The sequence below is a fragment of the Achromobacter insuavis genome (assembly GCF_902859645.1).
GTDB classification, from domain to species: Bacteria; Pseudomonadota; Gammaproteobacteria; order Burkholderiales; family Burkholderiaceae_B; genus Achromobacter; species Achromobacter insuavis.
This window is the reverse complement of sequence record NZ_CADIJR010000024.1, coordinates 14837-37906: the sequence shown is the minus strand read 5'-3', so window position 1 is coordinate 37906 and position 23070 is coordinate 14837. Positions and strand designations below refer to the sequence as shown.

Sequence of the window (23070 nt, the reverse complement as noted above, 5' to 3'; positions counted from 1 at the left end):
CCGCGCCAGCGCCGGCCTGCTATGCTGGACGCGCACACCCTGCACGCGGGAGACGGCGATGGCGGAAATCTGGCTGGAAGTCTGGAGCACCTTGCGCAGCGAATTCGCCGACATCCCCGATGTCGGCGAGGCCACCCGCATCGTGCTGCGGCTGGGCATGGCAGTGGTCCTGGGCGGCCTGCTCGGCTACGAGCGCGAACGCAGCGGCAAGGCCGCCGGGCTGCGCACCCACATGCTGGTGGCGCTGGGCGCGGCCATCTTCGTGCTGGTGCCGCTGCAGAACGGCATGGAGGTCGGCGACCTCAGCCGGGTGCTGCAGGGCGTCATCGCTGGCATCGGCTTTCTCGGCGCCGGCGCCATCATCAAGCTCAGCGACGAACGCGAGATCCGCGGCCTGACGACCTCCGCCAGCATCTGGATGACCGCCGCCATCGGCGTGGCCGCCGGCATGGGCCGCGAGGCCACCGCCGTCGCCAGCACGGCGATGGCGTTGTTCGTGCTGGCGGTGCTGCGGCGGGTCGAGGCGCGCATCGCCGCCAGGAGCGAGAAGCGGCTGATCGGGCCCGACCGTTCCTGAACCGGCTTCAGATCCAGACGTCGTTGGGCGCGCTGCGCTCGCCGCCCTGGTCGCCGGTATTGCGCACGCCGCGCGGCTCGATCAGCATGGCGTGCACCTCGTGTTCGGCACAGGGCTTGTGCTCGACGCCCTTGGGAATCACGGCCATCTCGCCGGGGCCCAGGTCGATGTGGCCGTCGCGCAGCTCGATGCGCAGCCGGCCTTCCAGCACGATGAAGGTCTCATCGGTGTCGGCATGGGCGTGCCAGACGAATTCGCCGTGCAGCTTGACCAGCTTGAACTGGTAGTCGTTCATCTCGGCGATGACCTTGGGCTGCCAGGGCTCCTGGATCAGCGAGAGCTTGCGGGCCAGGTTGATGGCGGTGGCGGACATGGGGGCTCCTTTGGGGGGCGATGGGAAACCCCCAGCTTAGGCGCGCGCCAGCCGGCCGTCTTGTACGTTTGTGCGGCGCGCGGTTGCGTCGCGGGCCACGGGGCGGGCGGACTACGGCTTGCTCTGCACCAGCACGAACTCGTTGCCGTACAGGTCGATGAAGTGCGCGTACACGGCGTTGCCGTCGTCCACCGGTTCCTTGGTGAAGCGCACGCCGCGCCCGGCGAAACGGGCATGGTCGCGGGCGACGTCGTCGGTGTAGAACACGCCCACCGGCTGGCCGCCGGTCTGGTCGCCGACGCGGTCGCGCTGGGCCTGGGTCTGGGCCTGCAGCAGCCAGACGCCCACCGAAGGCTGCTCGTGCAGGCGCAGGTGCACATAGCGTTGCTGCCCCACGGCCATGTCGACGAACACCTCCATGCCCAGCTTGTCCTGGTAGAAGGCGATGGCGGTGTCGTAATCGTTGACGAGCAGGACGAGGCGGCCCAGCGAATGCATGTCGAGACTCTTTTGAAAGTTTTGCTTGCGGCTATGCTAACCGGTCTACGTTAATCCACTTCGCGCAGCAGCCGGAATCCGACCAGCGGATAGCGCGTTTCCACCGTATTCCAGTTGCGGTAGGCCGAGCGCACGTACAGCGCCCAGGTGTGCCAGGAGCCGCCGCGCCGCACTTTGACGTTGCCGCTGGCGGGGCCTTGCGGGTCATCCTGGGGCGAATGCGCGTAGTAGTCCTCGCCATACCAGTCGGACACCCATTCCCAGGCGTTGCCGTGCATGTCGTACAGCCCGAACGCGTTCGGCGCGTAGCTGGCCACCGGCGCGGTGAAGGCATGGCCGTCGCGGCGCGCGGCGGCGAACGCCTGCCACTTTGGCCACAGGGGCGCGGCGTCGGCGTCGAACGTGTTGGCCACGTCCGGCAACGCGGCCGGATCGTCGCCGTTCTGGTAACGGCCGCGGCCGCCGGCGCGGGCCGCGTATTCCCATTCGGCCTCGGTGGGCAGGCGGTAGACGCGGCCTTCCTCGCGGCTGAGCCAGCGCGCCATCGCGGTGGCGTCGTTCCAGCTGACGTTGACCACCGGATGCGCGTCGGTCTGGGCGAAGCCGGGGTTGCGCCACGAATAGCGGCGATCACGCCCCTCGAAGGCGTCGCCGCGCTCGCTGGCCTCGGGGTCGTAGGCGGCGTTGTAGCCGTAGCCGCCGGTGCCGTCGGCTTCCGATTCCGGCACGTAGCCCGAGGCCTCGATGAAGCGCCGGAACTGGCCCACGGTGACTTCCGTGCGCGCCATCAGAAAGGGCCGGGTGATGCGCACCGTATGCACCGGCGCTTCGTCGAACAGCTGCGCAAAGCGTTCCTTCGGGTATTGCGGATAGTCGCGCGCCAGCGCTTCGGGCGTCTCGTCGCTGCCCATCTGGAAGGCGCCCGCCGGCAACGGCACCAACACCATGCCAAGCGAATTCTCGATCGGTGTCGGCGGTTCGGCGGCCGCGACGGACAGGCTGGCCAGCGTAGACAGCAGGGCGAAGGCAAGGCGCATGGAATTCCTGGGAAGGGCGCGAGGGTGCCCGATAGTAGGGCCGCCGCGCGGCCGCCGCCAGTTCTGGGGAACCCGCATGGCGGGCGGCCTCAATCGTCCGGTTGTTCCCGCCAGGCGCGCGGCGAGGCGCCCAGCTTGCGGCTGAAGGCGCGCGACAGCGCCGAGGCGTTGGCGTAGCCCAGCTCGGCCGCGATCGATTTGACCGGCCGCCCTTCGCGCAGCCGCGCCTGGGCCAGCGCCAGGCGCCAGTCCGCCAGGTAGTCGGCCGGCGGCTGGCCGACCGTTTCGTGGAACGCGGCGGCGAACGCGCTGCGCGACATGCCGGCCTCGGCGGCCAGCGCGGCCAGGCTCCAGGACGCGCCGGGCGCCTGGTGCATGGCGACCAGCGCGCGCGCCAGCCGCGGGTCGGCCAGGCCGGCCATCAGCCCGGCCTGGATGCCGGCCTGTTCGGGATGGTCGATGAGCCAGCGCAACAGCTGGATCAACACCACCTCGAACAGCTTGTCGGCCAGCAGGCGCTGGCCGCAGCGCACCGATTCGGTCTCGGCGAACAGCAGCGCCAGGGATTGTTCCAGCCCCTCGACCCGCGCCAGCGGCAGGGCGATCAACGGCGGCAGCGCGCGCACCAGGGGATTGCGCGCGCCGCCGTCGAAATCGAGCGTGGCGCAGGTGAAGTCCGAACCGTCCCGCGGCGGATTGTGGAAGTCGTGCCGCGCCGGCCGTGGATAGAACAGCAGCGTCGGCTCGGCCAGCGCCAGCCGCCGCGGCAGGCCGCCGCCCGGCGGATGGCGCACCTCCATGCGGCCGCGCCGCAGCACGTGCAGGAAGCCCCGGCCGGTTTCCGGCGCGAACCGGGTCAGGCCGCACATGGCGCCGCTATGGAACAGCCGGGCGCGGGCGCGGAACTGCTCCAGCAGGGAAGACAGGCGGTCGACGGGAGGCGTCATGACGGGCTTGGACGATTGGATATGTTTGATGGACGTTGAGTATCCAATGGTACTGCGGGAAGGGGAATACTGGGTGCCAGGCGTCGGCCCTCTGTGCCGGTGTCCCGCCCACTTCCCTTCATTCAAAGGAAACCATCATGTCCCGCGTTCCCCTGCTCGATTCCGCCTCCGCCCCGGCCGCCAGCCAGGACCTGCTGCGCCATATCCACGGCGCGTTCGGCGCCACGCCCAACATGTTCCGCGCGGTCGCCAATTCGCCCGCGGCGCTGGCCAGCATGTGGGCCGCGTTCGGCGCCCTGGGCGGCGGCACGCTGTCCGCGCAACTGGGCGAGAAGATCGCCGTGGCCGTGGCCGACAGCAACCGCTGCGAATACTGCCTGGCGGCGCATACCGCGCTGGGCCGCAAGGCCGGCGCGAGCGCCGAGGAAATGGCCGCGGCCCAGGCCGGCCGCGCCAATGACCCGCGCACCGCCGCGGCGCTGGCGTTCGCGCTCAAGCTGGTGCGCGATCGCGGCCAGGTGGGCGATGCCGATGTGGCCGCCTTGCGCCAGGCCGGTTTCGACGACGGCCAGATCGTGGAGCTGCTGGCGCACGTGGCACTGAACCTGTTCACCAACTACATCAACGTCGCCTTCGACGTGCCGGTGGACTTTCCCAAGGTGGCGTTGCGCGCCGCCTGAGCGGCGGCCGCGGCGGCGCGGGCGGCCTCAGCCCGCCTTGCGGATGGTGAAGTTGATCCGCACGCTGCCCAGCGTGGGGTGGGGGCGGTCTTTCAGCGGCAGCACGCCGTGATAGCGCAGGCGGTCGACGCCGCCCCAGACCACCACGTCGCCATGGAACAGCGGCACGTGCACGGCCTTGTCGCCGCGCTCGTGGCCGCCAAACAGGAACACCGCCGGCATGCCCAGCGACACCGAGACGATGGGCGCGTCGTAGTCGCGCTCGTCCTTGTCCTGGTGCAGCGACAGGCGCGCGCCGGGCTGGTAGCGGTTGACCAGGCAGGCGTCCGGCGCGAAGCCGGGAAAGTCCGCCGCCCGCGCGGCCTCGCGCGCCAGCGTGTCGAAGGCCTCCGGCATCGCCGGCCATGGCAGCCCCGTGCGCGGGTCCTCGCGGGTGTAGCGGTAGCCGCGTTCGTCGCTGGTCCAGCCGAAGTCGCCGCAATTGGTCAGCGCCACCGACATGGGCAGGCCGCCGGGCGTGACCATGTGGCGAAAGGGCGCTTCCCGGCGCACCGCGTCGACGCCGGCCAGCAGCGCCCGCGCCGCCGGCAGCGCATAGCCGCGCAGCACCACCGACTGCGCGCCGATGCGCTCGCGGCCGGTCTGCGCGGTTTCCTCGTCGTCAAACAGGTTCAGGCTGGTTCCCATGTCAGGTCGCGTCGTGGAAGATCACGCCGAGCGTGTGGCGCTGGCCGTCGCGCAGCGCGCTGACGCCGTGGCGCATGGCCACGCGGCGCCAGCCGCGCGCGCCGGCGACCGGGCGCTGGTTGACGGTGAAGACCAGCGCGTCGCCCTGGCGCAGCGGCAGCACTTCGGCGCGTTGGCCCGCGCTGTCGGTCTCGGTCATGACGAACTCGCCGCCGCTGAAGTCCTGGTCCGGCCGCGACAGCAGCACCGCCACCTGCAGCGGGAATACGTGTTCGCCATACAGGTCCTGGTGCAGGCAGTTGTAGTCGCCCGGCCCGTAGCGCAGGATCAGCGGCGTCGGCCGGCGCTGGCCGGCCTGGTGGCAGCGCGCCAGGAAGTCGGCGTGCGCATCCGGGTACTCCACCGCGATGCCCATCTGCCGGTTCCAGCGGTTGGCGATCGGCGCCAGGCGCGGATACAGCGCGGTGCGCAGGTTGTGCAGCAGGCGCGGCAGCGGATAGGCGAAATACTTGTATTCGCCGCGGCCGAACCCATGGCGGCTCATGACGATGCGGCTGCGGTAGCGGTGCTCGTCGTCGTAGCCGGCGGCCAGCGCCTGGCATTGCGCCGGCGTCAGCAGGCCGGCGGCCACGGCGTGGCCACGCGCGTCCAGGTCGGCGGCGATGCGGGTCCAGTCCAGGGTGTCCAGCTTGCTCATGGGGGCGATGCGCGGAAAAAGGCGATAGTTTCCAGTCTAGCGCCATCGGGCCGGCGCCGAACTCCGTAAGTTGCCGCCGCCTACAACAGCGATTCGATCGGCAGCAACGACACGAACCACACCGAAAAGCGCTGCCAGGCGGTGGTGCCCGGTTCGGTGTCGTGGCGGATCGTGCGGCCGTCGCGCTGTTCCAGCCAGTAGAGCCGGCCCTTGTCGTCCAGGCAGACGCGATAGGCGCTGCGCGGGATGTCGTGCTCGAAGGCGTCGGCGATGTGGCGCGCCAGGGTCGGGCTGTCGATCACGAAGCCCAGCTCGGTGTTCAGCCGCGCCGAGCGCGGGTCGAAATTGAACGAGCCGACGAACACGCTGCGCCCGTCCACCGCGAAGGTCTTGGCGTGCAGGCTGGAGCCGGAGCTGCCGAACGGCCCCAGGCTCTTGTTGCGCTCGACCTCGCCCGCCTGGCGCTTCATCTCGAACAGCTCCACGCCGGCGGCCAGCAGGTCGCGGCGGCGCGAGGCGTAGCCCGAATGCACCACGGCCACGTCGGTGGCCTCCAGGGCATTGGTCAGCACCCGCACCTTGATCCCGCCTTGCGCCAAGCGCGCAAAGGCCTCGGTGCCGCTGGCGGTGGGCACGAAATAGGGCGAGACCAGCTCCAGGTCGGTCGTCGGCGCGCCGACGATGTCGTGCAGCTGGTGCGGCAGCATGGCCTCGGGCGGCGCGGTGCCCAGCGTCTTGCGCGGATCGTCGCTGACCATGCGGGTATCGGCCCACTCCAGCGCCAGTTCCCCGCGCAGCAGTTGCTGGATGAACGGCAGCGCGCGCATCGCCTCGGCATAGGCGGCGGCCTCGGGCGACTGCTCGACGGCGCTGGCCTTGCGTTCCAGCGCGGCCAGCGCATCGGGGCCGGCGGGCTTGAGCAGCGCGGCCACCGGATAGGCCGACTCGCTGGCCCAGTAGCGGTCGAAGTCGGCCGAGACGTCCGGCACCACGGCGCCCACGGCCAGCACGTCCAGGTCGGTGAACAGCACGCCGTTGGTGGCGCCGAAGTATTCGTCGCCGATGTTGCGGCCGCCGACGATGGTGGCCTGGTTGTCGGCGGTGAGCGACTTGTTGTGCATGCGCCGGTTCAGGCGGCGGAAGTCGGTCAGGTAGCCGATGGACTTGGGCCAGCGCACCACGAATGGGTTGTACAGGCGCACCTCGATGTTCGGATGCGCGTCCAGCGCCGCCAGCACCGTGTCCAGCCCGGCGGTGCCGTTGTCGTCCAGCAGCAGCCGCACGCGCACGCCGCGGTCGGCCGCCGCGTGCAGCGCCTCCAGCAGCATGGTGCCGGTCATGTCGTCGTGCCAGATGTAGTACTGCACGTCCAGGCTGCGCTGGGCGGCCCGCACCAGCATCATGCGCGCGGCGAAGGCGTCGTGGGCGTCGGCCAGCGGGTGGATGCCGGATTTGCCCGGGTGCCGCGCCGCCAGCGGCGCGATGGCGCGGCCCAGCGCCGTGTCGCGGGCGACGTCGGGCGCCAGCGCCTGCGAGGCATTACGCGATTCCAGGGGCGGCAGGCTGCAGCCCGTCAGGATGCCCAGGCAGAGGACGGTCATGGAAACGAATCGGGCTGTGTGCATACGCCGTATTGTGCCGAATTGCCGGCGGCAGCGTCGGGGGGCGGGAACGCCCGGGGTGATTGATGATTTTCCATATTTGAGATAAATTCTCTTATATGGAAAATGCATCCGCTCCCGATATCGACCTGGACCAACGCCTGGCCGGCCGCCTGAAGGCCTTGCGCACCGAGCGCGGCTGGCCGCTGGACGAACTAGCATCGCGCGCCGGCATCAGCCGCGCCACGCTGTCGCGCCTGGAAAACGCCGAGGTCAGCCCCACCGCCAGCGTGCTCGGCAAGCTCTGCGGCGCCTATGGCATGACCATGTCGCGCCTGATGCGCATGGTCGAAGACGACTTCGCGCCGCTGGTGCCGGGCGCGGCGCAGGCCGTGTGGGTCGATGGCGCCACGGGCTTTCGCCGCCGCTCGGTGTCGCCGCCGTCGCAGAAGCTGGCCGGCGAAGTGCTGGCCTGCGAATTGCCGGCCGGCGCCCATATCGAATACGAACAGTCGCCGCGCGCCGGGCTGGAACACCACCTGGTGATGCTCGAAGGCGAGCTCTCCATCCGCGTCGACGGCCAGGCCCATGCGCTCGGGCCGGGCGACTGCCTGCGCTATCAGCTCTATGGCGCCAGCGCGTTCGATACCCCGCCGCACAGCGGCGCCCGTTACCTGTTGTTCATCGTCTGAGTCCGCCATGTCCATCGAAACCCCTGCATTGACCGCCGTTACCGCCGATGAGGCCCACGCCCTGCTGCCCGGCCTGGGCGAACTGTTGCATGCCTGCGTGCAGGACGGCGCCAGCGTCAGCTTCGTGCTGCCCTTCGGCCCCGAGGCGGCGCGCGCATTCTGGCTCGACAAGGTGCTGCCGCCGCTGGAAAGCGGCGGCCTGGTGCTGTGGGTGGCGATGCGCGAAGGGCGGGTGGCCGGCGCGGTGCAGCTGGACTGCGATACGCCGCCCAACCAGCCGCATCGCGCCGAGATCCGCAAGCTGCTGGTGCACCCGGACTTCCGCCGTCGCGGCATCGCCCGCGAACTGATGCAGGCGGCGGAGGCCGCGGCCGTGGCCGCCGGCCGCAGCCTGATCACGCTGGATACGCGCACCGGCGACAACGCCGAGCCGCTGTATACCTCGCTGGGTTACCGCACGGTGGGGGTGATTCCGGGATTCGCCCGGGATGCGCGCGATCCGAACCGGCTGGACGGCACGACCATCATGTACAAGCCGTTGTAGCCAGGCCCGGCGGGCGCCGGGCGGGCAGGGCCGCTCAGGCGAGCGGCTTCAGGCCCACGCTGTAGGGCGGGGCGTTGCCGCGCGCGGCGGCCTTGATCTTCAGCATCGAGCCGCCGGGCGTGAATTCGAATTCCTGGAACGGCACTTCGAACCATTGGTGGAAACTGGTGCGCGAGAACTCGGGCACCCAGACCTTGGGGCGCTTGGCGTCACAGTGGAATTCCACCAGGGTGCAGTCGATGCCCAGCGGCCGGGTGTTGCCGATGCGGTAGCTGGCGCGCAGTTCGGCGCTCTGGGTGCGGCCGGGCTGCCAGGTCAGGCCGATGGATACCATGAAGTGTTCGATCGCCTCAATGCCGCGATACATAGCTGACTCCGAATGCTGCCGGGCGCGAACGCCCGCAAGAAGCCGCCGCGAGGGCGGCGGGAAATACCGCGATTATCCGCCATTCCCCGTTTTCCTGCCGGGCGCCGCGCCGGCCCGTCAGCGCGCGGCGGGCCCGTCCGCGTGGAATTTCAGCAGCGCCGCGGCCACCGCCTGCGGCGCTTCGCGCTGCGGAAAGTGGCCGACGCCGTCCAGCACCCGCCGTTCATAGCCGCCGGTGAAATAGTGCTCGCGGCCCTCGGACGTCGCCGGCAGGTTGCAGGTGTCCGCGCCACCGTGCAGCACCAGCGTGGGCAGCGCCAGTGTCGGCGCGGGCACGAGCCGCGCGCTGTCCTCGGCGTAGGCCGGGTCGCCGGCCTCGAAGCCCCAGCGCTGGCGGTACGAGTGCAGCACCACCGCGGGCCAGTCGGGGTTGTCGAAGGCGCGCGCGGCCTCGTCGAATTCGTCCGGGCGGTACCAGCCGGACGGTGACCAGGTGTCCCACAGATAGCGCGTGAAGGCGCGGGCCTCTTCGCGCACGGCCGCCGCGCCGCGCGGCGTGGCCATGAACCAGTGGTACCAGTAGTTGCGCGCCTGCGGCAGCGGCAGGGCCTGCGCCGGGTCGTTGGTGCCGTAGCCGACCGACAGCAGCGCCAGGTGCGAGGCCACGCCGGGTTGCAGGCCGCAGGCGTTGGCGGCGGCGCGCGCGCCCCAGTCGTGGCCGACCAGCAGCGGCCGGCGCAGCCCGAGCGCGGCGATGAAATCCAGCAGATCGCGGCCCAGCGCCGCCAGCTCGCCGCTGCGCGGCGTCGCCGCGTCCAGGAAGCGGGTCGGGCCGAAGCCGCGCAGCGCCGGGCACAGCACGCGGTAGCCCTCCGCCGCCAGGCGCTGCGCCACCGGGCGCCAGCATTCGGGGCTGTCGGGCCAGCCGTGCAGCAGCACGGCGACGCGCTCGCCGCCGGGATTCCATTCGAGGTAGGCGATCTCCAGCCGGGGCGTGCGGAGGGTGGCGTAGGCGGTCATGGTCGTGTGTCCTTGCGGTATCGGGAAAGGCCACGATAGCGGCGCCGACAATCACGATTGGTGAATAATATGAAGTTATTATCAATGAATCACGCATTGAGGAATCGCCCATGGACACCCCCGCGGCGCCGGCCGGCGCGGTGCTGGACCTGACCCTGCTGCGCACCTTCCTGGAGGTCGTGGACCATGGCGGCTTCGCGCTGGCGGCCGATGCGCTGGCGCTGACGCCGTCGGCGGTCAGCGGCCACATCAAGCGCCTGGAGTCGGCGGCCGGCGCCGTGCTGCTGGAGCGCACCACCCGCAGCTTCGAGCTGACCGCGGCGGGCGAGACGCTCTACGCCTACGCGCGCAATATCGTCGACCTGGAACGCGAGGCCCGCGCCCGCCTGCGCGGCGCCGGCCTGAAGGGACGGTTGCGCATCGGCTCCTCGGAAGACTTCGCCGGCGCCTGGCTGGCCGAGGTGCTGCAGGCGTTCCATCGCGCCCATCCCGGCGCGTCGATCGAATTGAAGGTGGGCGTCACGGCCGACCTGCTGCGCCAGCAGGAACGCGGCAAGCTCGACGTGGTGTTCGGCAAGCGCTGCGCGCGCGTGCACGATGACGGCGAACTGCTGTGGGAAGAGGAACTGGTGTGGGCCTGGGGCGAGGACAAGCCGTGGAAGCCGGGCGAGCGCGTGCCGCTGGCGGTGTTTCCCGATCCCTGCGTCTACCGCGAGGCCGCGATCGCGGCGCTGGGCAAGGCGCGGCGCGCCTGGCTGCCGGCGTTCGAAAGCGCCAGCATGGCGGGCTGCCTGGCGGCGGCGCAGGCCGGCTTCGCGGTGGCCCCGGTGGCGCGCAGCCAGTTGCGCCAGGGCCTGCGCGCGCTGTCGCGCGAGGACGGCATGCCGGCGCTGCCCAACGCGCGCTTCTACGCCTTTGCGCGCTCGGCCGAGCCGGCGGTGCGGGCCCTGGTCGCGGCCGTGCGCGAGACCGGGCAGCGGCGCCGGTTCGCGCGCTGAACCGCGGGCTTGCGTTGTTTCAATCGCCCTGATTGAGGAAACCAAATGGACGCGTGGCGCCGCGTCCCGCACGATGGTGCCCATGTCTTCTATAAGACCGGCGCAGCCGCCGCCGGTCCAGGCATCTGAATCAAAGGAATCATCATGGCAAATTTCCTGCTTGCATTGGTCACCGCTGAACTCTCCCTCTTCGGCGTCGACGCCGCCGCCGCGCCCGTGGCCGCCACCCCGGCCGAGGCGCCGGCCGCCGACACCTCGCCGCGCTTCGACAGCGAGCACTACCGCAGCGCGCTGGGCTGAGGCGCAAGGCTGTAGAAATAGGCAGGTTTCACGCAAGAACGAGCCTGTACGCTGCACCACGCGATTCTTAATATCCCTCTCACGCCCGGGGTCGATGGTTTCCGCGTGAATCCATGGACGACGGCGGGTCGCCGGCGTGTTGCCGGCGGCTGCAAGCAGAGGGAGATCGCATGAGCACCGAAAAAATCTGGTTTGTCACAGGCGCCGCGGGCGGCCTGGGTCTGGCGCTGGTCAGGATGCTGCTCGATCAGGGGTGCCACGTCGCGGCCACGGCCGACGATGTGGATGTGTTGATGGAGGCCGTGGGCGCCAAGCTCGAAGGCCGCTTCCTGCCGCTGGAAGTGGATCTGGCCGATGAAGGCAACGTGCGCCGCGCGGTCGACACCGCCATTGCCGCGTTCGGCCGCATCGACGTGGTGGTCAACCACGCCGGCCACGGCCTGTCCGGGCCGCTGGAAACGCTGTCCGACGACGCCTTGCGCGGCAGCTTCGATGTCAACGTGTTCGGCGTGCTGAACGTGGTGCGCGCGGTGATGCCGCGCCTGCGCGCCCAGCGCGCGGGGCACGTATTCAATATCTCGTCGATCCTCGGTTTCGATGGCGGCCGCGCCGGCTGGGGCGCCTACAGCGCCGCCAAGTTCGCGGTCAGCGGCCTGACCGAGGCGCTGGCGCTGGAAGCCGCGCCGCACGGCGTGCGGGTGTCGCTGGTCTACCCGGGCGCGATGCGGGCGGGCGCTGACGAGCGCGGCGGCCATCCCGAAGCGGGACAGGCCGTGGCGGCGGGATATCCGGCCGCCGGCGATCCGGCCAAGGCGGCGCGCGCGCTGATCCAGGCGGCCGACGGGCAGTACGCGCCGCTGCATCTGTTCCTGGGCCGCGACGCCTTCGACCAGGCGCGCGGCAAGATCCAGTCGGTGCAGCAGGAGCTGGCGCGCTGGCGCGAGATGTCCGTGTCGATCGGTTTCGTCGACGAACGGCGCATGGCGGCTTGAGCGCCAGGCGGCGCCTACCCGGCCAGGCCCTGCGCCACCTGGTAGGCGCCCAGCAGCGCCAGGCTCACCATGAAGCACTGCTTGAAGGCGCGCGGCGACAGCCGGTCGCGCAGCCATTGTCCCAGCGCCATGCCGGCCAGCGCCGGCAGCAGCATCAGCACCGAGGCGCCGGCCGCGTCCGGGCTGTAGCTGCCGGTCAGCCACAGGCCCGCCGCCAGCGCGACGGTCGAGACCGTGAACGAAATCCCCATGGCCTGGATCAGCCCATCCTTGCCCAGGTTCAGCGCCTGCAGATATGGCACGGCGGGAATCACGAAGACGCCGGTGGCGGCGGTGATGAGGCCGGTGACCACGCCGACCGCCGCGCCCAGCGCGCCCTCGTGGCGCGCCGGGACCGCGGGCGGCTTGCCGAACAATCCCCAGGCCGCGTAGGCCACCAGGGCGACGCCCAGGCAGACGCTGGCCCAGTGGCCGGCCGGCGCGCCCAGCCAAAGCGCGCCGCCGATCGTGCCCGCGCACACGCCGAGCTGCATCGCGCCGATGCGGCGCAGCACCCGCATCAGCGTCGGCCACGGCCGCGCCTGCCAGAGATTGGTGATGAGCGACGGCACGATCAGCAGCGCGGCGGCCTGGGCCGGCGCCATCACCAGCGCCAGCATGGCCATGGAGATGGTCGGCAGGCCCAGCCCCACCACGCCCTTGACCACGCCGGCCAGAACGAACACGGCGGCGGTCGCCATCAGCAGCGCCGGCGTGGCGATGCCGGACAATTCGTGCAGGTTCATGCGGCCTCGCAATGCGCGGTGAGCGGGTCGCGCGGCCGGCCGAACAGGGCATAGGCGACGTCGTCGGCGCCGCCCTGGCTGGCGGCGCGCAGCAGCCACTGACGGCCTTCGCACAGGTCGGCGGGCTGGCTGGCGCCATACAGCGCGGGGCCGCCGATCAGGGCGATGCCGAGCATGCGCTGGGCCGGCGCATGGCCTTCGCGCGCCGCGGCCCGCAGCCACGTCAGCATGGCGGGATAGTCGCCCTGGGTCTGGGCCTCCAGCGCCAGGGCGTATTTCTGCACCGGGGTGGCGTAGGCCGACAGGCCGTTGCTGGCTTCGGCGCGGCCTGAGGAGTGCAGCGCCAGCGCGATCAGCAGCGCGGCCGGCCAGGCCACGGCCATGCGCCGCGTGAGGGAGTGGTTCATGGAAATTCCCCGTGATGGATGATCGACAGCCCGATTCTGCGCGCGGCGGGCGATGAACCCATATCGGGATCTCGCTGAGTCTGCCTATGGAACAGCCTGAGCCTGGCGTGCTACGCTTTTCGCATGCGCTTCGACCTGACCGATCTGCGGCTCTTCCTCAATGTGCAGGAAACCGGCTCCATCACGGCGGGCGCCCGTCGCTCGCACATGACGCTGGCGTCCGCCAGCGAACGCATCCGCGGCATGGAAGAGACGCTGGGCGTGCCGCTGCTGCTGCGCGAGCATCGCGGCGTGCAGGCCACGCCCGCCGGCCGCACGCTGGCGCATCACGCGCGCCTGGTGCTGGCGCAGATGGACCGCATGCGCGGCGAGCTGGACCACTACGGCCAGGGGCTCAAGGGCCACGTGCGGGTGCTGTGCAACACCACCGCGCTCAGCGAGTACCTGCCGCAGGTGCTGGGCGCCTTCCTCAAGGACCACCCGCGCGTCTCGGTCGACCTGGAAGAACGCCTCAGCTACGAAATCGCCGACGCCCTGCGCGCCGGCACCTGCGACATCGGCGTGCTGGCCGATTCCACGGATCTGCGCGGCCTGCGGGTGCTGCGCTTTCGCCATGACCCGCTGGCGCTGGTGCTGCCGCCAGGCCATCGGCTGGCGGGGCGCGAGACGGCGCTGCTGGCCGACGTGGCGGACGAGGAATTCGTGGGGCTGGTGGAAGGCAGCGCATTGCAGGAGCACATCGCGCACCATGCGCGCCGCGGCGGCAAGGCGCTGTCGTACCGCGTGCGGCTGCGCAGCTTCGACGCCGTCTGCCGCATGGTGGGGCAGGGCGTGGGCATCGCCATCATGCCGAAGGTGGCGGCGGTGCGCTACGGCCGCGCGGCCGGTGTGCGGCGGGTTGCGCTGGTCGACGACTGGGCCGTGCGCGACCTGGTGCTGTGCGTGCGCGGCGAGCTGCCGGCCTATGCGCAGCAGCTGGTGGCCTACGCGCTGCGCGATGCGCCCAAGACCTAGCGGCCAGCGCGTGGCGCGTGTTGGCGTGAACCAGCCCCCCGCGCGTCCTCAGCGTTGCGCCAGTCCGGGCTTGCGCAGGTGCCCCCGTTCGAACCATGAGCCCGACGCCACGGCGGTCAGGATGATCAGGCCATACAGGCACATGGCGGCCGCGGCGATCAGGAAGAACAGCGTCAGCGATCCGGTCAGGTGCAGCGCCACGCCGCCGATGCCCGCGCCCACAGCCAGGCGCAGGAAGCCGGCCCACAGCGGCCATTTCAGGCGGCCCGCGCCCTGCGAGGCGAAGTACATCGAGAACCCGAGCGCGAAGAAGCCGTACACCGGCCCGACGATGCGCAGATAGGCGCTGCCGGCTTCGAGCATGTGGTCCTCGGCGCCGAACAGGCGCAGCCACGCTTCGGGAAACAGCGCCGCCGCCAGGCCGAGCGCCTCGGCCAGCGTGAACGCCATCGCGCCGCCCGTGAGCGCCACGCGCAGGGCGCGTTCCGGCTGGCCGGCGCCGATGTTGGAGCCGACCATCGCGACCATCGGCGCGCCCAGGCCGAACGCCAGCGGCATCATCAGGTATTCCAGCCGCACCGCGATGCCGTAGCCGGCCACCGCGGCGGTGCCGGCATAGGCGCCCACCAGCGCCGCCGTCAGCGCCACCAGGCCGTTGGTGAGCAGCGGATTGAGCGTGGCCAGCGCGCCGACGCTGAGGATGTTGCGCATCAGGCTCAGGTGCAGGCGGCAGCGGGTCAGGCGCGCGGCGTTGTGGCCGCTCAGGCAATAGCCGCCCAGCACCAGCGTGCCGACGGCGTAGTAGGTGACCAGCGCCCAGCCGCCGCCGGCCACGCCCAGCGCCGGGAACGGGCCCCAGCCGAAGATCAGGCACGGCGACAGCGGCACCAGCAGCAGCGCGCCGCCGCAGATCACCGCGCCCGGCACCAGCATGTTGCCGGTGCCGCGGATGACGCTGGCGAACGCGTTCATCAGCCACATCAGCACGATGCCGCCGAAGATGACGTTGGAATAGGCCAGCGCCGCCTCCAGCGCGGCGCCTTCGGCGCCCAGGGCGCGGTACAGCAGCGGCCCGAAGGCCAGCAGCAGCACGCAGAACAGCAGGCCCAGCGCGGCGTTCAGCACCACCGCGTGCAGCACCAGCCGGTCGGCCTCCTGCTGCCGTCCGGCGCCCAGCGTGCGCGCCACCGCGGCGGAGATGCCGCCGCCCATGGCGCCCTGCGACATGTTCTGCATCAGCATCAGCACCGGCACCACCAGCGCCACGCCCGCCAGCACCGGCGTGCCCAGCCGCGCCAGGAACCAGGTCTCGATCAGGCCGGTGGCGGACTGCGCCAGCATCATCAGGATGTTGGGCCACGCCAGCCTGGCCAGCGTCGGGGCGATCGGCGCGTGCAGCATGGCCTGCAGGCGGGCATTGGCGGGGCGGGGCGCGGAAGAGGCGGACATGGCGGACGGCCGGAGGGGGAGTTCGCAAAATTTACGTGCATATGCCAATATCTGTCAAGATTGCGCTAGACTCGAACCCGGCGCGGCAGTAGCGTTATGGGCTTGCCAGCGGCCCCTTTCCTGGCCGCGCCGGCGCGCGCCGCCCTGGCGTACCTTTCTCCCCTTGCCGTCCGAAGCCATCATGTCCGACGCCGATTCCTCCGCCATTCCCCAGGACCCGCTGGTCTGCAACGGCGCCGCGCTGCGCAAGGCGACCCGGCGCGTCTCGCAGCTGTACGACACGGTGCTCGCGCCCTGCGGCCTGAAAGTGTCGCAGCACTCGATCCTGGTGCACATCGCCCGCGCCGGCTCGCCGTCCATGACCGACCTGGCGCGCGCCATGGTGCTGGACCGTTCCGCGCTGGCGCACAACCTCAAGCCGCTTGAGCGCGATGGCTACGTCCACATGGCCCGCGACGAGCGCGACGGCCGCAGCCGCCGCGTGGCGCTGACCGACGCCGGCCGCGACAAGCTGGCCGAATCCAAGCGCCTGTGGAAGGACGCGCAGCGCCGCTTCGAGGCCGCCTACGGCGCCGAGCGGGCCGCGGCGTTGCGGACCTCGCTGGCGGACATCTTCTCCGAGGAGTTCGCGCTGGCGTTCAGCCGCGGCTAGCGCGCGCGGGCCAGCACCAGCACCGCGCCCAGCACGCAGGCCATGCCGGTCAACTGGCTGACCGACAGCGCCTCGCCCAGCAGCAGCGCGGCCAGCAACACGGCCGAGACCGGCGCGATCGCGGTGAACAGCGCGGCGTCCGAGCCGCTGACGCGTTCGGCGCCGGCGTACCACAGCACGAAGCCGCCCACGGTCGGCGCCAGCGCGTAATAGGCCACGGCCAGCAGCGCGTCCACCGGCACCGGCCGCGTCCAGGGCGCTTCGGCGAGAGCCGCCGGCAGGCACACCGCCAGGCCGATGGCGACCATCAGCGTCGACAGCGCCAGCGGCGGCACCGGCGCCCGCAGCCGCTTGTGCAGCAGGATGAACAAGCCCTCGCACAGCACCGCGCCCAGCACCAGCGCGTTGCCCGGCAGCGTGCCGCCATCCTGCGCCACGCCGCTTCGCGTCATCAGCCAGACGCCCCCCGCCGCCACCGCGATGGCCAGCAGCGTGGCCTTGCCGGGCCGCTCGCCCAGCAGGGCGATGGCGATGCCGGCCGACACCAGCGGCAGCGTGCCCAGGATCACGCCGCCGTCCACCGCCGACGTGCGCTGCAGGCCGGCGATCAGCAGCGTGGTGTAGCCGACGCTGCCGGCGATGGCCTGCGCCGCCAGCAGCAGCCAGTCGCGCCAGGCCAGGCGCGGCAGGCGCGCGCCAGTCAGCTTCCACAGCACGGCGAAGCAGGGCAGCGCCAGGGCGAAGCGCAGCGCGGTGGCGCTGAACGGCGGCAGGCCGGCGGCGATGATCTTGCTGGCGACGACGGTGCTGCCGACCAGCGCCATCGCGGCGGCCAGGCAGCAATAGCCTTGCAGGGTACGGTTCATGAGGATGCGGCCATGACGGAGAAGGCCGCAGCGTAGGCGCGGACGGGGGCCGCGGTCTTGAACGAAATTGCGCGGCGCCGATTCAGCCGGCGGCGGCCAGCGCGTAGCGCCCGGGCGAGACGCCGTAGGCGCGCGTGAACAGCCGGGTCATGTGGCTCTGGTCGGCAAAGCCGGCGCTGGCCGCCGCGTCGGCCAGCGCCATGCCCTGGCGCAGCAGGCGGCGCGCCAGCAGCAGCCGGCGCTGCACCTGGTAGGCGTGGGGCGTCATGCCGGTGGCGCGGCTGAAACCGCGCAGCACCTGGAAGCGGCTCAGGCCGCAGGCCTGGGCCAGGTCGGCCAGCGACAGCGCGGCGGCCGGGGCGTCGTCGATCAGGCCGAGGGCATGACGGATGGCGGCGGGCGCGCCGTCATCGGCCGGCGCGTTTCGCGCCAGGCCGCCGGCGCGCGCCAGCACCCGCGCCAGCAGCACGTCGCGCGCCAGCGCGTCGCCGCCCGTCACGGCCAGCGCGTACAGCGCCAGCAGGTCCGCCGCCAGCGCCGGGGCGTCCATCGCCGGATGTTCGAATTCAAAACCGCGGGCGGCCGGCAGCGCGTCGGCCGCGCCCGCCACCACCGCGGGATCCAGGTACAACATCTGCCAGGCGCGTTCGCCGCCGATCGGCGCGCCGTCATGCACCTCGCCGGGATTGACCGTGATGACGTGGCCCGGGCCGGCCTCGACCTGGCCGCGGCCGCTGTGCGACACCTGCGCCCCGTGGCGGATCACGCCGATGCCGTACTGGTCGTGCGTATGCCGCGCGAAGGCCCGCCCGCTGCGCGCGGCCACGGCCTGCACGCCGGCAAGGGCGCTGCGCGACATGACGAACTGGCTGGCGGGCATGGCAGGGCTCCGGGTTGGCGGCGGGATCAGGTCCGCCCGCCGCGGCTGAAGACCTCGCGCAGCGCCGCCGCGAACAGGGCGTCGACGTTGCGGCGCAGGCCGTCGGCGCGGGTGAATAGCGAGATCGGCGGCAAGGTCCAGTCGAAAGAATACGGCACGATCGCCGCGCCGGCGATGCGCACCAGCTCGTCGGCGATGTCGGCCGGCAGGATGGACACGGCGCGGTCGCTGGCGACGATCATTTCGCCGATCAGCTTGGACGAATCGCTCTGCACCGAGGGCGTGGGCGGCGCCAGGCCGGCGCGCAGGAAGATGTCGGCCACCTGTTCGCGGATCGGGCTGTCCGGCGTGCCCAGGATCCAGTCCAGATCGGCCAGCATGTTCCATTCCAGCCGGGCGCGGCCCAGGCGCGCCGCCAGGCGGCGGCTGGCGATCAGGCGCGGCGGCTGGTGGTACAGCACCTCGAAGTCGATCTGGCCCAGGTCCACCGACGGCGTGGCCCAGCCCACCACTACGTCCAGCGTGTGGTCGCGCAGCTGGCGCAGCAGCGCGGGGCCCTGGCCCTCGTGGATGGTGGCGGTGATGCCGCGCCCCTGCGGCATGGTGCGGGCGATGGCGGCCGACAGCATCTGCCCCGAGACGAACGGAATCACCCCGATGTGCAGGTGGGCGGCCTGGCCGGCGGCCACGGCCTCCATTTCCTGCACCAGATGGCCCAGGTCGTGCACCAGCGCCCGGGCCCGCGCCAGCACCACCGCGCCCAGGGGGGTGGGGGTCATGCCGCGCACCGAGCGTTCGAACAGCGGCACGTCGAACATGCTTTCCAGTTCGGCCAGCGCGTTGGTCACGGCGGGCTGGCTGGTGGCCATGTGTTCGGCCACCCGCGTCAGCGAGCCGTGCTGCTCGATCTGCAGCAGCAGCATCAGGTGCCGCATCTTCAGCCGCGAGGTCAGTTTCCGGAGCACCTCATCCGGGGAAAACGGTGTCATAGACAAGGCATAAGATAAAAGTGATGTGACAATATTAAATCTGAATGAACACCTTATGCCTGCGGCCCTAGAATTTTCCCTATTCAAGACTAGGAGGCGCCGCCCCATGAATTCGCAAGCAGACCGCCAGGCCGCTCTGGACTACCACGAGTTTCCCACCCCGGGAAAGATCTCCGTCGTGGCGTCCAAGCCGCTCACCAACCAGCGTGACCTGGCCCTGGCGTATTCGCCCGGCGTGGCGGCGGCCTGCGAAGAAATCGTGACGGATCCGGCCAATGTGTTCCGCTACACCGGCCGCGGCAACCTGGTCGGCGTGATCTCCAACGGCACCGCGGTGCTGGGCCTGGGCAACATCGGCGCGCTGGCCTCCAAGCCGGTGATGGAAGGCAAGGCGGTGCTGTTCAAGAAATTCGCCGGCCTGGACGTGTTCGACATCGAGATCAACGAAACCGATCCGGACAAGCTGGTCGAGATCATCGCCGGCCTGGAGCCGACCTTCGGCGGCATCAACCTCGAAGACATCAAGGCGCCCGAGTGCTTCACGGTCGAGCGCAAGCTGCGCGAGCGCATGAAGATCCCCGTCTTCCATGACGACCAGCACGGCACCGCCATCACCGTTTCCGCCGCGTTCATCAACGGCCTGAAGGTCGTGGGCAAGCAGATCGACAAGGTCAAGGTCGTGACCTCCGGCGCCGGCGCGGCCGCGCTGGCCTGCCTGGACCTGATGGTGGACCTGGGCCTGCCGCTGGAAAACATCTGGGTCACCGACATCGAGGGCGTGGTCTATGAAGGCCGCACCGTGCTGATGGACCCGGACAAGGCGCGCTTCATGCAGAAGACCGACGCCCGCAAGCTGGCCGAGGTGATCGAGGGCGCGGATGTGTTCCTGGGCCTGTCGGCTGGCGGCGTGCTCAAGCCCGAGATGGTGGCCAAGATGGGGCCGCGCCCGCTGATCCTGGCGCTGGCCAACCCCACCCCGGAAATCCTGCCGGAAGTGGCGCACGGCGTGCGCGACGACGTCGTCATGGCGACCGGCCGTTCGGACTACCCGAACCAGGTCAACAACGTGCTGTGCTTCCCGTACATCTTCCGCGGCGCGCTGGATGTGGGCGCCACCACCATCACGCGTGAAATGGAAAAGGCGGCGGTGTATGCCATCGCCGAGCTGGCCGAGGAAGAGCAGAACGAAGTGGTGGCCGCCGCCTACGGCACCTACGACATCTCGTTCGGCCCCGAGTACCTGATTCCCAAGCCCTTCGATCCGCGCCTGATCGTGCGCATCGCGCCGGCGGTGGCCAAGGCCGCCATGGAAGGCGGCGTGGCCACGCGTCCGCTGGCCGACCTGGAAGCCTACGAAGAGCAGCTGCAGCAGTTCGTGTACCACTCCGGCGCCTTCATGAAGCCGCTGTTCTCCGCGGCCAAGCGCATCGTGCGCAACGGCGGCAAGTCGCGCATCGTCTTCACCGAGGGCGAAGACGAACGCGTGCTGCGCGCGGTGCAGGTCATCGTCGACGAAGGCGTGGCCCGCCCGATCCTGGTCGGCCGTCCCGCCGTGCTGCTGTCGCGCATCGAGAAGTTCGGCCTGCGCCTGCGCCTGGGCGAGGATGTCGAGGTCACCAACCCGGAATACGACGAGCGCTTCCACCAGTACTGGACCACGTATTGGGAACTGATGTGCCGCCGCGGCATCACCAAGGAAATGGCGCGCGTCGAAATGCGCCGCCGCCTGACCTTGATCGGCGCGATGATGGTGCACCTGGGCGACGCCGACGGCATGGTCTGCGGCACGGTCGGCGCGTACCACGACCACCTGCGCTTCGTCGACGAAGTGATCGGCCGCCGCCCCGGCGCCAACGTCTACGCCGCCATGAACATCCTGCTGCTCAACGAGCGCACGGTGGTGCTGGTGGACACGCACGTCAACGACGAACCCACCGCCGAGCAGATCGCCGAGTTCACCATCGCCGCCGCCCGCGAAGTGGGCCGCATGTTCCTCGCGCCGAAGGTGGCGCTGCTGTCGCGCTCGAACTTCGGCTCGGGCAGCTCGGCTTCCGGCGCCAAGATGCGCCGCGCGCTGGAACTGGTGCGCGAAGCCGCGCCGGAACTGGAGATCGATGGCGAGATGCACGGCGACTGCGCGCTGGACGAAGCCCTGCGCCTGCGCATCCTGCCGTCCTCGACGCTCAAGGGCGAGGCCAACCTGCTGGTGTGTCCGAACGTGGATGCCGGCAACATCGCCTACAACCTGCTCAAGACGGCGGCCGGCGGCAACGTCGCGGTCGGTCCGATCCTGCTGGGCGCCAACGCGCCGGTGCACATCCTGACCTCCAGCTCGACCGTGCGCCGCATCATCAACATGACGGCCCTGACGGTGCTGGACGCCAACCGCGTCGAAGCCTGATCGCCGCGCGGTCGCGCGCGACCGCAAGGCAAAACGCCCGCTTCATCGCATGATGAAGCGGGCGTTTTTCATTGCCGGCAAAGCCGGCCGGCGGCTCAGTTGGCGCTGGCCTTCCAGGTGCCGTCGGGCTGCTTGCAGAACCAGAACTTCCAGGTTTCGGTGGTGCTGGTGCGCGCGAAATCGCCTTCCAGCAGACGGCAGGTGCGATCGCCCGCCGTGCTGGTCTGCAACGGCGTGATCTTGGCCGTGATCGGCGCGGCCTTGCGCTTGGGCGTGCTGGACCAGTTCACGCTCTGGCCGTCGGCGGCGCTGTTCAGCGCTTGCGCCACCGCCTCGTGGAAGGCCGGTTTGTCGGCCTTTGAGATCTGCGTGATGAGGGCGTTGTTCAACATGACGGCGGGCGCCGCCAGGACCGGCCCGGACGCGACGCCGGCGGCGAGTGCGAAAGCGATGAGACGGATGGTTTTCATTGCGGACTCCCTCGTTGTTGTCAGGGCCGCGCGGGCAGCCCATTGATGGTCAGGACCGATGGTACGCGAAGCGTCGGCGTCTTGTCTCGATCCGCCCGCGGCCAGGGGCCGCGGCTTGCGCACACGCAAAAAAAGCCGCCCGGCAGGGGCGGCCAAGGTACAACAAGGGGAGGGGTAAATCGATCGGCGCCGACTCAGTTGGCGCGGTGGTAGGCGCCCGAGAACGGCATGTCGTTGGGTTCGACGTTCGAGACCTGGCCGGCGGCCTTGGCGGCGGCCAGTTCGGCTTCCACCTGGGCGCGGGTCACGCCCGATTGGGGGGCGCCGTACACGCCCTGGAACGGCATGTCGTTGGGTTCGACGTTCGAGACCTGGCCAGCGGCCTTGGCGGCGGCGAGTTCCGCCTGCACCTGGGCACGGGTCGGGCCTTCATACGGGGTGCCGTAGACGCCCTGGAAGGGCACGTTGTTCGGTTCGATGTTCTGCGAGGCGTAGGCGCCGGCGCTCAGGGCGGCCAGGGACATCAGCAAAGCGGTGGCAAGGGTCTTTTTCATGGTGAATCTCCGATTTCAGAAGCCGGGGAGCGAATCGGCGGCCTATCCGTCGTAGTTCGTTGTTGTTTCCCGATGGCTCTATAGTGCGCCGGATATCACTAGGGATAAACCCGTATATCGGTAAAAGATCTTTCCATAAATGGAAGGAATAAGTAATTTCGAGCAATTAGTCGCCATCAATGGCAGCGATAGCCGGCGTAACGCCTTGCTGGGGCGCGGCGTGGAGCAGGGGGGAATGGCACGATGCCGGCAACAGGCGGCAGGCGATCCGGGCAGGCCGGGCGAGCTGTGGCGGGTGGGGGCGTTGGGGCAGACGGGAGCGACGGGGCGCCCTGGAGCGGCCGGGCGGCCGCCCGCGGCCGGGATCAGTAGTGCGGCGGCAGTTCGTCGCGCAGGCTGCGGAACGGCGCCGCGCCCTCGGGCGCCTGCTGGCGCAGGTCGGCCACCTCGCGTTGCAGGCGGTCGATCTGTTGTTGCTGGCGCACGATGATCTGGTTCAGCTGTTCCAGCAGGTCGTCGGCGAAACTGGCCTTGACTTCCAGGTCCAGCAGCCGGCGTTCGATGTCTTGCGAGTTTTCCATGGGAGTATTAGA

The 23070-nt window shown here is 70.5% G+C and carries 28 protein-coding genes; 10 read left to right on the top strand and 18 right to left on the bottom strand.

Features of this window, described 5'->3' with window-relative positions; genetic code table 11:
* Window positions 1-58 precede the first annotated feature (58 nt).
* Complete coding sequence (locus H0523_RS14460) at window positions 59-577, top strand: MgtC/SapB family protein (protein ID WP_054428673.1); 519 nt, start codon at window positions 59-61, stop codon at window positions 575-577.
* Window positions 578-584: 7 nt separating this feature from the next.
* Here H0523_RS14460 and H0523_RS14455 read toward each other — a convergent pair whose 3' ends face one another.
* The 4 genes from H0523_RS14455 to H0523_RS14440 all read right to left on the bottom strand — a co-directional run bounded on the left by H0523_RS14455 (window position 585) and on the right by H0523_RS14440 (window position 3432).
* The gene (locus H0523_RS14455; RefSeq protein ID WP_054428672.1) at window positions 585-950 is read right to left on the bottom strand and encodes a cupin domain-containing protein; all 366 of its coding nucleotides are present in this window, start codon (window positions 948-950) and stop codon (window positions 585-587) included.
* Between the two features lie 111 nt (window positions 951-1061).
* On the bottom strand, window positions 1062-1448 hold the full coding sequence (locus H0523_RS14450) for a VOC family protein (RefSeq protein WP_054428671.1): 387 nt from the start codon (window positions 1446-1448) through the stop codon (window positions 1062-1064).
* Window positions 1449-1498: 50 nt separating this feature from the next.
* Complete coding sequence (locus tag H0523_RS14445) at window positions 1499-2485, bottom strand: formylglycine-generating enzyme family protein (protein ID WP_082380590.1); 987 nt, start codon at window positions 2483-2485, stop codon at window positions 1499-1501.
* A gap of 89 nt (window positions 2486-2574) precedes the next feature.
* Entirely contained in the window at window positions 2575-3432 is an 858-nt protein-coding gene (locus H0523_RS14440; RefSeq protein WP_054428670.1) for an AraC family transcriptional regulator, read from the bottom strand.
* Between the two features lie 137 nt (window positions 3433-3569).
* Here H0523_RS14440 and H0523_RS14435 point away from each other — a divergent pair, with 137 nt between their 5' ends.
* On the top strand, window positions 3570-4112 hold the full coding sequence (locus tag H0523_RS14435; protein WP_054428669.1) for a carboxymuconolactone decarboxylase family protein: 543 nt from the start codon (window positions 3570-3572) through the stop codon (window positions 4110-4112).
* 27 nt (window positions 4113-4139) lie between these two features.
* Here the strand turns inward: H0523_RS14435 and alkB are convergent, their stop codons facing one another.
* The 3 genes from alkB to H0523_RS14420 form a co-directional block, all read right to left on the bottom strand.
* Window positions 4140-4799 (bottom strand): DNA oxidative demethylase AlkB, encoded by a 660-nt coding sequence (alkB, locus tag H0523_RS14430; protein ID WP_054428668.1) that lies wholly within the window; start codon window positions 4797-4799, stop codon window positions 4140-4142.
* Between the two features lies 1 nt (window position 4800).
* Complete coding sequence (locus tag H0523_RS14425; RefSeq protein WP_054428667.1) at window positions 4801-5496, bottom strand: 2OG-Fe(II) oxygenase; 696 nt, start codon at window positions 5494-5496, stop codon at window positions 4801-4803.
* 80 nt (window positions 5497-5576) lie between these two features.
* Entirely contained in the window at window positions 5577-7121 is a 1545-nt protein-coding gene (locus H0523_RS14420; RefSeq protein ID WP_156349956.1) for a phospholipase D family protein, read from the bottom strand.
* Between the two features lie 95 nt (window positions 7122-7216).
* Here H0523_RS14420 and H0523_RS14415 point away from each other — a divergent pair, with 95 nt between their 5' ends.
* Window positions 7217-7789: a helix-turn-helix domain-containing protein gene (locus H0523_RS14415; RefSeq protein ID WP_054428665.1), complete on the top strand. Its 573-nt coding sequence runs from the start codon at window positions 7217-7219 to the stop codon at window positions 7787-7789.
* Window positions 7790-7796: 7 nt separating this feature from the next.
* Window positions 7797-8333: a GNAT family N-acetyltransferase gene (locus H0523_RS14410; RefSeq protein WP_054428664.1), complete on the top strand. Its 537-nt coding sequence runs from the start codon at window positions 7797-7799 to the stop codon at window positions 8331-8333.
* Between the two features lie 34 nt (window positions 8334-8367).
* On the opposite strand, the gene H0523_RS14405 is transcribed toward H0523_RS14410, so the two are convergent.
* Window positions 8368-8700, bottom strand: coding sequence for a hypothetical protein (locus H0523_RS14405; RefSeq protein WP_054428663.1), 333 nt, complete (start codon window positions 8698-8700; stop codon window positions 8368-8370).
* 117 nt (window positions 8701-8817) lie between these two features.
* The gene (locus tag H0523_RS14400) at window positions 8818-9720 is read right to left on the bottom strand and encodes an alpha/beta fold hydrolase (RefSeq protein WP_054428662.1); all 903 of its coding nucleotides are present in this window, start codon (window positions 9718-9720) and stop codon (window positions 8818-8820) included.
* Between the two features lie 110 nt (window positions 9721-9830).
* Here H0523_RS14400 and H0523_RS14395 point away from each other — a divergent pair, with 110 nt between their 5' ends.
* The 3 genes from H0523_RS14395 to H0523_RS14385 all read left to right on the top strand — a co-directional run bounded on the left by H0523_RS14395 (window position 9831) and on the right by H0523_RS14385 (window position 12010).
* On the top strand, window positions 9831-10718 hold the full coding sequence (locus tag H0523_RS14395) for a LysR family transcriptional regulator (protein ID WP_054460423.1): 888 nt from the start codon (window positions 9831-9833) through the stop codon (window positions 10716-10718).
* Window positions 10719-10862: 144 nt separating this feature from the next.
* Window positions 10863-11018, top strand: a complete 156-nt coding sequence (locus H0523_RS14390) for a hypothetical protein (RefSeq protein ID WP_180180081.1) — start codon at window positions 10863-10865, stop codon at window positions 11016-11018.
* 170 nt (window positions 11019-11188) lie between these two features.
* Entirely contained in the window at window positions 11189-12010 is an 822-nt protein-coding gene (locus H0523_RS14385) for an SDR family NAD(P)-dependent oxidoreductase (RefSeq protein WP_054428660.1), read from the top strand.
* A gap of 14 nt (window positions 12011-12024) precedes the next feature.
* Here H0523_RS14385 and H0523_RS14380 read toward each other — a convergent pair whose 3' ends face one another.
* A complete protein-coding gene (locus H0523_RS14380; protein ID WP_054428659.1) occupies window positions 12025-12795 on the bottom strand; it encodes a sulfite exporter TauE/SafE family protein in 771 nt (256 codons plus the stop codon).
* Window positions 12792-13202 (bottom strand): SEL1-like repeat protein, encoded by a 411-nt coding sequence (locus H0523_RS14375; protein WP_054428658.1) that lies wholly within the window; start codon window positions 13200-13202, stop codon window positions 12792-12794. The genes H0523_RS14380 and H0523_RS14375 overlap by 4 nt, the downstream gene beginning before the upstream one ends.
* Before the next feature lie 123 nt (window positions 13203-13325).
* Here H0523_RS14375 and H0523_RS14370 point away from each other — a divergent pair, with 123 nt between their 5' ends.
* Window positions 13326-14216 carry a LysR family transcriptional regulator gene (locus H0523_RS14370; RefSeq protein ID WP_054428657.1) on the top strand — a complete coding sequence of 297 codons (891 nt, stop codon included), beginning with the start codon at window positions 13326-13328 and terminating at the stop codon, window positions 14214-14216.
* Between the two features lie 48 nt (window positions 14217-14264).
* Here the strand turns inward: H0523_RS14370 and H0523_RS14365 are convergent, their stop codons facing one another.
* Window positions 14265-15665, bottom strand: a complete 1401-nt coding sequence (locus H0523_RS14365) for an MATE family efflux transporter (RefSeq protein WP_054428656.1) — start codon at window positions 15663-15665, stop codon at window positions 14265-14267.
* A gap of 181 nt (window positions 15666-15846) precedes the next feature.
* Here H0523_RS14365 and H0523_RS14360 point away from each other — a divergent pair, with 181 nt between their 5' ends.
* Window positions 15847-16317 carry a MarR family winged helix-turn-helix transcriptional regulator gene (locus tag H0523_RS14360; RefSeq protein WP_054429232.1) on the top strand — a complete coding sequence of 157 codons (471 nt, stop codon included), beginning with the start codon at window positions 15847-15849 and terminating at the stop codon, window positions 16315-16317.
* On the opposite strand, the gene H0523_RS14355 is transcribed toward H0523_RS14360, so the two are convergent.
* The 3 genes from H0523_RS14355 to H0523_RS14345 form a co-directional block, all read right to left on the bottom strand.
* Entirely contained in the window at window positions 16314-17183 is an 870-nt protein-coding gene (locus H0523_RS14355; protein WP_054428655.1) for a DMT family transporter, read from the bottom strand. The genes H0523_RS14360 and H0523_RS14355 overlap by 4 nt on opposite strands.
* Window positions 17184-17265: 82 nt before the next feature.
* Entirely contained in the window at window positions 17266-18063 is a 798-nt protein-coding gene (locus H0523_RS14350) for an AraC family transcriptional regulator (protein ID WP_054428654.1), read from the bottom strand.
* A gap of 26 nt (window positions 18064-18089) precedes the next feature.
* On the bottom strand, window positions 18090-19052 hold the full coding sequence (locus H0523_RS14345; RefSeq protein WP_054428653.1) for a LysR substrate-binding domain-containing protein: 963 nt from the start codon (window positions 19050-19052) through the stop codon (window positions 18090-18092).
* A 106-nt stretch (window positions 19053-19158) separates the two neighbouring features.
* Between H0523_RS14345 and H0523_RS14340 the strand changes: the two genes are divergently transcribed.
* Window positions 19159-21453, top strand: coding sequence for an NADP-dependent malic enzyme (locus H0523_RS14340; RefSeq protein WP_054460425.1), 2295 nt, complete (start codon window positions 19159-19161; stop codon window positions 21451-21453).
* Window positions 21454-21548: 95 nt separating this feature from the next.
* Here the strand turns inward: H0523_RS14340 and H0523_RS14335 are convergent, their stop codons facing one another.
* From H0523_RS14335 to H0523_RS14325, 3 genes are all read right to left on the bottom strand, one after another.
* Window positions 21549-21923, bottom strand: a complete 375-nt coding sequence (locus tag H0523_RS14335) for a hypothetical protein (protein WP_054428652.1) — start codon at window positions 21921-21923, stop codon at window positions 21549-21551.
* Window positions 21924-22117: 194 nt separating this feature from the next.
* Window positions 22118-22477, bottom strand: a complete 360-nt coding sequence (locus H0523_RS14330) for a DUF4148 domain-containing protein (RefSeq protein WP_054428651.1) — start codon at window positions 22475-22477, stop codon at window positions 22118-22120.
* A gap of 365 nt (window positions 22478-22842) precedes the next feature.
* On the bottom strand, window positions 22843-23058 hold the full coding sequence (locus H0523_RS14325) for a SlyX family protein (RefSeq protein ID WP_006391018.1): 216 nt from the start codon (window positions 23056-23058) through the stop codon (window positions 22843-22845).
* Between the last annotated feature and the right edge of the window lie 12 nt (window positions 23059-23070).

Coding starts and splice junctions, on each gene's coding strand:
- H0523_RS14460 (WP_054428673.1), top strand. CDS start 59: ATGGCGGAAATCTGGCTGGAAGTCTGGAGCACCTTGCGCAGCGAATTC.
- H0523_RS14455 (WP_054428672.1), bottom strand. CDS start 950: ATGTCCGCCACCGCCATCAACCTGGCCCGCAAGCTCTCGCTGATCCAG.
- H0523_RS14450 (WP_054428671.1), bottom strand. CDS start 1,448: ATGCATTCGCTGGGCCGCCTCGTCCTGCTCGTCAACGATTACGACACC.
- H0523_RS14445 (WP_082380590.1), bottom strand. CDS start 2,485: ATGCGCCTTGCCTTCGCCCTGCTGTCTACGCTGGCCAGCCTGTCCGTC.
- H0523_RS14440 (WP_054428670.1), bottom strand. CDS start 3,432: ATGACGCCTCCCGTCGACCGCCTGTCTTCCCTGCTGGAGCAGTTCCGC.
- H0523_RS14435 (WP_054428669.1), top strand. CDS start 3,570: ATGTCCCGCGTTCCCCTGCTCGATTCCGCCTCCGCCCCGGCCGCCAGC.
- alkB (WP_054428668.1), bottom strand. CDS start 4,799: ATGGGAACCAGCCTGAACCTGTTTGACGACGAGGAAACCGCGCAGACC.
- H0523_RS14425 (WP_054428667.1), bottom strand. CDS start 5,496: ATGAGCAAGCTGGACACCCTGGACTGGACCCGCATCGCCGCCGACCTG.
- H0523_RS14420 (WP_156349956.1), bottom strand. CDS start 7,121: ATGCACACAGCCCGATTCGTTTCCATGACCGTCCTCTGCCTGGGCATC.
- H0523_RS14415 (WP_054428665.1), top strand. CDS start 7,217: ATGGAAAATGCATCCGCTCCCGATATCGACCTGGACCAACGCCTGGCC.
- H0523_RS14410 (WP_054428664.1), top strand. CDS start 7,797: ATGTCCATCGAAACCCCTGCATTGACCGCCGTTACCGCCGATGAGGCC.
- H0523_RS14405 (WP_054428663.1), bottom strand. CDS start 8,700: ATGTATCGCGGCATTGAGGCGATCGAACACTTCATGGTATCCATCGGC.
- H0523_RS14400 (WP_054428662.1), bottom strand. CDS start 9,720: ATGACCGCCTACGCCACCCTCCGCACGCCCCGGCTGGAGATCGCCTAC.
- H0523_RS14395 (WP_054460423.1), top strand. CDS start 9,831: ATGGACACCCCCGCGGCGCCGGCCGGCGCGGTGCTGGACCTGACCCTG.
- H0523_RS14390 (WP_180180081.1), top strand. CDS start 10,863: ATGGCAAATTTCCTGCTTGCATTGGTCACCGCTGAACTCTCCCTCTTC.
- H0523_RS14385 (WP_054428660.1), top strand. CDS start 11,189: ATGAGCACCGAAAAAATCTGGTTTGTCACAGGCGCCGCGGGCGGCCTG.
- H0523_RS14380 (WP_054428659.1), bottom strand. CDS start 12,795: ATGAACCTGCACGAATTGTCCGGCATCGCCACGCCGGCGCTGCTGATG.
- H0523_RS14375 (WP_054428658.1), bottom strand. CDS start 13,202: ATGAACCACTCCCTCACGCGGCGCATGGCCGTGGCCTGGCCGGCCGCG.
- H0523_RS14370 (WP_054428657.1), top strand. CDS start 13,326: ATGCGCTTCGACCTGACCGATCTGCGGCTCTTCCTCAATGTGCAGGAA.
- H0523_RS14365 (WP_054428656.1), bottom strand. CDS start 15,665: ATGTCCGCCTCTTCCGCGCCCCGCCCCGCCAATGCCCGCCTGCAGGCC.
- H0523_RS14360 (WP_054429232.1), top strand. CDS start 15,847: ATGTCCGACGCCGATTCCTCCGCCATTCCCCAGGACCCGCTGGTCTGC.
- H0523_RS14355 (WP_054428655.1), bottom strand. CDS start 17,183: ATGAACCGTACCCTGCAAGGCTATTGCTGCCTGGCCGCCGCGATGGCG.
- H0523_RS14350 (WP_054428654.1), bottom strand. CDS start 18,063: ATGCCCGCCAGCCAGTTCGTCATGTCGCGCAGCGCCCTTGCCGGCGTG.
- H0523_RS14345 (WP_054428653.1), bottom strand. CDS start 19,052: ATGACACCGTTTTCCCCGGATGAGGTGCTCCGGAAACTGACCTCGCGG.
- H0523_RS14340 (WP_054460425.1), top strand. CDS start 19,159: ATGAATTCGCAAGCAGACCGCCAGGCCGCTCTGGACTACCACGAGTTT.
- H0523_RS14335 (WP_054428652.1), bottom strand. CDS start 21,923: ATGAAAACCATCCGTCTCATCGCTTTCGCACTCGCCGCCGGCGTCGCG.
- H0523_RS14330 (WP_054428651.1), bottom strand. CDS start 22,477: ATGAAAAAGACCCTTGCCACCGCTTTGCTGATGTCCCTGGCCGCCCTG.
- H0523_RS14325 (WP_006391018.1), bottom strand. CDS start 23,058: ATGGAAAACTCGCAAGACATCGAACGCCGGCTGCTGGACCTGGAAGTC.